Origin of the sequence: Proteiniphilum sp. UBA1028, assembly GCF_002316955.1 — a bacterium.
Classification (GTDB): Bacteria; Bacteroidota; Bacteroidia; order Bacteroidales; family Dysgonomonadaceae; genus Proteiniphilum.
The window spans coordinates 111,896-117,428 of record NZ_DCEN01000003.1 but is presented as its reverse complement, the minus strand read 5'-3'; the positions used below and the strand labels follow the sequence as shown (position 1 = coordinate 117,428).

Annotated in this window: 4 protein-coding genes; 2 read left to right on the top strand and 2 right to left on the bottom strand. The window is 47.5% G+C overall.

The genetic code is table 11. The features are described from left to right. Both B3Z75_RS00570 and B3Z75_RS00565 read left to right on the top strand, forming a co-directional pair. A partial coding sequence (locus B3Z75_RS00570) for a rhamnogalacturonan acetylesterase (RefSeq protein WP_294066533.1) occupies positions 1-780 on the top strand: 780 nt, incomplete at its 5' end. Next, a complete protein-coding gene (locus tag B3Z75_RS00565) occupies positions 773-3,100 on the top strand; it encodes a glycosyl hydrolase 115 family protein (RefSeq protein WP_294066530.1) in 2,328 nt (775 codons plus the stop codon). The genes B3Z75_RS00570 and B3Z75_RS00565, both read left to right, overlap by 8 nt. A 41-nt stretch (positions 3,101-3,141) precedes the next feature. On the opposite strand, the gene B3Z75_RS00560 is transcribed toward B3Z75_RS00565, so the two are convergent. Next, positions 3,142-4,209, bottom strand: a complete 1,068-nt coding sequence (locus B3Z75_RS00560) for a LacI family DNA-binding transcriptional regulator (RefSeq protein WP_294066528.1) — start codon at positions 4,207-4,209, stop codon at positions 3,142-3,144. Between the two features lie 68 nt (positions 4,210-4,277). Then, complete coding sequence (locus B3Z75_RS00555; protein ID WP_294066525.1) at positions 4,278-5,339, bottom strand: substrate-binding domain-containing protein; 1,062 nt, start codon at positions 5,337-5,339, stop codon at positions 4,278-4,280. Positions 5,340-5,533: the final 194 nt, after the last annotated feature.

The following is a 5,533-nucleotide window of genomic DNA, read 5'->3' as shown; positions in this document are numbered from 1 at the left end:
GGTTCACACCCTGACAAGCACCTACTAATGAAAAAGATTATCTACCTGTTATTGGGTGTCTTTGTTGTATCCTCGTTCAAGGCTACGGAAAAGCCGGTGAAGATTCTGATCGCCGGCGATTCCACGGCTCAGAGCTACAAGGAAGAGAGAGACGGGTTGATCAGGGGATGGGGGCAGATGCTGCCCCTCTACATCGACAGCCAGACCACCGTGGTCAATCACGCCATAGGGGGCAGAAGCACCAAAAGCTTCATCGCCGAAGGACGATGGGAACGACTGCTCAGTGAAACCGATGCCGGGGATATCGTACTGATCCAGTTCGGACACAACGACTCCTCCACACGCCCGGAACGACATGCTTCCTATCAGCAGTATGAAGAGAACCTGTTGAAGATGATACGGGAGGTGCGGCAGAAAAAAGCGATCCCTGTCCTGCTCACCTCCGTGGTGATGCGTACCTTTGTAAACGGGAACCTGGTTGATGACCGGCTGAAAGGGTATCCGGTAATCATGCGAAAAATAGCCAGGGAACACCAGGTAGACCTGATCGACATCAACCTCAGGACCCGTGATTTCATCACCATGTTGGGCGATGAGGCGTCAAAACCTTACTATCGGTGGGTGGAACCGGGTATGGACCCGGTGAAACCGGAAGGAGTAAAAGACAATACACATATGATGGAAAAAGGGGCCAGACAGGTAGCCCTCTTTGTAGCTGAAGGACTTAGGGAATTGGATCTACTCAAATTAAGCCGAAATTTCAATGAAATCAATGAATAAAATCGGTTGGTCCATTCTCGTCATATCCCTTATCCTGTCAATCACACAGGCGAAAGCACAGGATATTGTGTACGAAAGAGGAGAAACAATTTACTACGAACTGGATCAGGATGCCGCGCCGGTTGTGCGTACAGCACTCTCCATGTTTGAGGGTGACCTGGACAGTGTGTTAGATGCTTCTCTGAAAAAGAGTGACAAACAGGGAGATAGAAAACTGATTATCCACACCCTGAAAAGCAACGAAACAAAAGACAGCATTGCCTCCCGACACGAAGCATTCCGCATAGAAGCAAAAGAGGGAAACCTTCGTATAACCGGCTCTGATGCCAACGGCACAGCATACGGCATCATGGAGCTTTCGCGCATGCTGGGCGTTTCTCCGTGGGTTTGGTGGGCCGACAGCACCCCGAAGAGGAGGGAGCAATGGGTCATTAAGACTGACTTTCTAACGGAACAAGCACCGGCGGTGCTTTATCGGGGCATTTTTATCAACGATGAAGACTGGGGGTTCAATCCCTGGAGTTGGAAAAATTATGAGCCTTCAGACCGGGAAGGAGAAGTGGGCCCCAAAACTTACCGGGCTGTCTTTGAGCTAATGCTGCGACTCAGGGCTAACATTCTCTGGCCTGCCATGCATGAAGTCACCATCCCTTTCTACTTTGTGGAAGGGAACCGGGAGATGGCCGATCTTTACGGAATAACCATCGGCACCTCACACTGTGAACCGTTACAACGCAGCACCCCCGTCGAATGGCCCCTGGCTGGTAAAGGAGATTACGACTATGTGAACAATTCGAAGAACGTATGCCAATTCTGGGAAGAGAGGGTGAAAGAGGTGGCCGGCTCTAACAACTATTTCACCATCGGGATGAGAGGAGTGCACGACGGCAAAATGCAGGGAGCCAAAACAATTGAAGAACAACGGGCGGTCCTGGAACGTGTATTTAAAGACCAGCGGGCTTTGATTGGGAAATATGCACACAGCGATGCAGCAAGCGTTCCCCAGGTATTTATACCTTACAAGGAGGTACTGGATATATACCGTTCGGGATTGGAGGTTCCGGAAGATGTCACCCTGATGTGGTGTGACGACAATTATGGCTATATGAGGTCCCAGCCCAATGAGCTGGAACAGGCACGCAAAGGGGGCAACGGTTTGTATTATCATATCTCTTACTGGGGCCGTCCTCATGACTATTTATGGCTTGCTTCAACTTCGCCTGCTTTAATCCGGACGGAGTTGGAACGTGCCTACAATCATCAGGTGCAACAGATATGGATTTTTAACGTAGGGGATATTAAGCCGGCAGAATATCTGCTGGAGTATTGTCTGGATTTGGCGTGGGACAAGGAAATTCTGCACAACCGAGACAGCAATGTCCACTTGAAAAGCTGGTTGACAAGAGAATTCGGGGAGACAACAGCCTGTAAGTTAGTTCCACTCTGGAACGAATACTACGCACTCAGCTATCAGCGTCGGCCGGAGTTTTTGGGCAATACCCGTACCGAGGAGCGGAGCGAACCGATATACAACATTGTAAAAGATCTGCCGTGGAGCGACCGTGAGGTGACAGAGCGGTTAAAGTCATGTGAAAAGCTGGAAAAGGAGATTCAACAGTTGTCTCTCCAGGTTGATGAACCCGGTCGCGCTCACTGGTTTCAGTTGGTGGAGTATCCCATGCTCAGCTTCTGTGCCATGAACCGCAAAATGCTGGGCGCACAGCTCGCACGCCATGGAAAAGCAGCGTGGAGAGTTTCCACCGTTGCGTTTGATGAGATATTGAATTTGACAGAGAGATACAACAGCATGCTGAATGGCAAATGGAGGTATATGATGGATTGCAGGCCGAGGGAGCTTTCGGTATTCATGCCAGTCGATACCACCCAAATATCGTTGCCTCTCCCCGAGCCATCGGAAAAAAAATGGAAAATATCTCCCTCCGATGGGGAGTTCAGCAACAGTGCTTATATGGTGAAAGAGCTGGGTTACAGTCGCGAAGCGTTGGCTCTGCAGGAAGGAGACGCCTTTAGTGCCACACTTCCCCGCTCCTCCGAAGCACTGACGGTAACATTGGCGTTTGTACCCACCCATCCTGCCGGCAATGAGAGGCTGGAAGTGAAGGTGGATATTGAAGGCGAAAAACCGTGCTACATCAGTTACGAAACCTATGGCCGGAGCGAAGAGTGGAAAAACAATGTACTGCGAAACCAAGCACTCCGCTCCATCACCCTCCCGCCATCATCCAAAGAAAGAAAAATAAGCATACAGGCGCTCACAGCGGCTGTCATTCTGGATGAATTGATCATCCGGGCAATGTAAACAAAAGCTCAATTGCATGGAATCAAAACAAAAGAAACTGTTCAGGAAATAAAATTGAACTGCTTGTAGTAAACAATGGTTTCTTTTGTCAGAATATCGAGTTGGATATAATTCTGTACCTTCACGGGATGCCTGTAAATCAGGTATTCGATCAACGTCTTCATGGCAAGAAACCCCTGATGCTCGGGCTCCTGCCCAATCAGAAAATCGATATACCCGTCTTTGAGCCCTCTCACGTTTGGCACGGTGAGGTCGACACAGATCATTTTTTTATCCCTGATGCCCTTTCTGGCGAAAAAATCCGCCACTATCCCGCCCCGTGAGTTGAGCACCACCACTCCTCCGATATTGGGATGGTCCTTAAAAAAGGTACGCAGCTGCTCATCGTACTTCTCCGGTTCCATTGCCGTGACAGAGATCCTCTTAATTTTATTCGTGATCTTTTCTTCGGTGAGATAATCCTGAAAACCTTTTTTTCGCAATATACTGCTATTGGCACTTTCATCGCCTATTCTGACCGCCTGCACCATGCCGATCTCAGAGTTTATCGGGATAATGGAAGTAATCAGTTTGGCTACCAGGTATCCGCAAATATAATGATCGGACGTAAAATAAGCTAGAGGAGAGGTGTTTTCCACCATAGAATCAACCAGGATATAGGGAATCTCTTTTTTGTCGAGTTCTTTGGACAAACGAACGGTTTCTTCCTTGAAGGTAGTACCAATGATCACGGCATCTGCATCAATCTTCGCTATTTTGTTGTATACCTCCCGGCAGGAATAGATATCGTACTGGTTATAATTATAAATCAAACATTTAACACGAATATTCTCATATTCTTCCAGGGCGTGCCGGATACCCGCATGAATGCTTTCCCAGTACTCCCCCTCCATCACGTTAGGCGTGGTGATCACGACCCTGTATCTTCGTTTTAAAGAGAGTCCGGTAATATGAATATTCGGCCTGTAATTTACTTTCTTCATCACCTCCTCCACCGCAATCCGGGCAGTCTCAGAGACTCTGCCCCTGTTGTGGATGACGCGGTCGACAGTTCCCGGCGATACTCCGGCCATTTCTGCAATATCTTTTATGCGGACTTTTTCGTGCATTACCGATGTATTTGGTGAGGCTTTACAATCTTCTGCAGGATGGTGAGGAGAAAATACAACACCTTGGATTAGGAGTTGAACTCACTGTAAAAGTCAATGGTCTCGCGGGTGAGAATATCCAGTCGTACGTAGTTTTGCTGTCGGACCGGTTTTCTGTAAACCAGATACTCAATCATTGTCTTCATCGCCAGGAAACCCTGATGTTCAGGCTCCTGTCCGATTAAAAAATCTATATATCCCTCCCTGAGGCCTTTCACATTGGACACCGTAAGGTCCACCCCAATCAAATGGATATTGTTGATTCCGTTTCTTGCAAAGTAGTCAGCTAAAATCCCGCCACGTGAATTGAAAAAAACAACACCGCCGACATTGTGCTGATGCTGGAAAAAATCCGACATCCACGCATCATTTTTCTCCGGTTCCAACGCTGAATAGGGGATTTTCAGCACGCTGTTGTCGATCTTCTTCTCCATCAGATAGTCATGAAAGCCTTTTTTCCTCAAAATACTCGTGTTGGCGCTTTCATCACCAATTCGTAGTGCCTGCGACATACCGATATCCGAGCCTGCGGGGATAATGGACGTAATAAGCCTGGCCATCAGGTATCCACACATATAGTGATCGGAAGTAAAGAATGCGAGTGGAGAAGTGGAATCCATGGTGGAATCCACAAATATATAGGGAATTCCTCTCTCTTCGAGCTGTCGGGTGAGGCGTAGAGTCTCCTCCTTGAAAGTCAACCCAAGAATTACTCCATCCGCATCAACTTCCAGAATCCGGTCGTACACTTCCCGACAGGAATAGACATCAAATTCGTTATAAGTATATATTATGCGTTTGATGCGAATATTCTCATATTCGTCCAGTGCATGCTGTATTCCGGAATGAATGCTCTCCCAGTATTCACCCTCAGTAACATTGGGCGTGGTAATAACGACCTTGTATCTGCGCTTTAGCGATAATCCGGTAATATGAATATTCGGCTTGTAGTTTACTTTTTTTAAAACATCCTCGACAGCTTTCCGGGCCGACTCCGATACATTTCCTCTGTTATGAAGTATCCGGTCTACTGTTCCGGGCGAGACTCCTGCCATTTCTGCAATATCCTTGATTCGAGCTTTTCGTTGCATTCCGGTAAATTTAATGATACAAGTTCAACACCTCACAGATGAGCGATCTTTAATGTAGTTTGTTACACAAAGAAACAAACTTTTTCTCTATTTCCATAAAATAACTTTACCGATCTGCCGGATCCTTTTTTGTCGCATAAGGATAGAGTACAATTTGCGATCGGGCAATAGGTGTGATTACCCTCCTGGCTTAG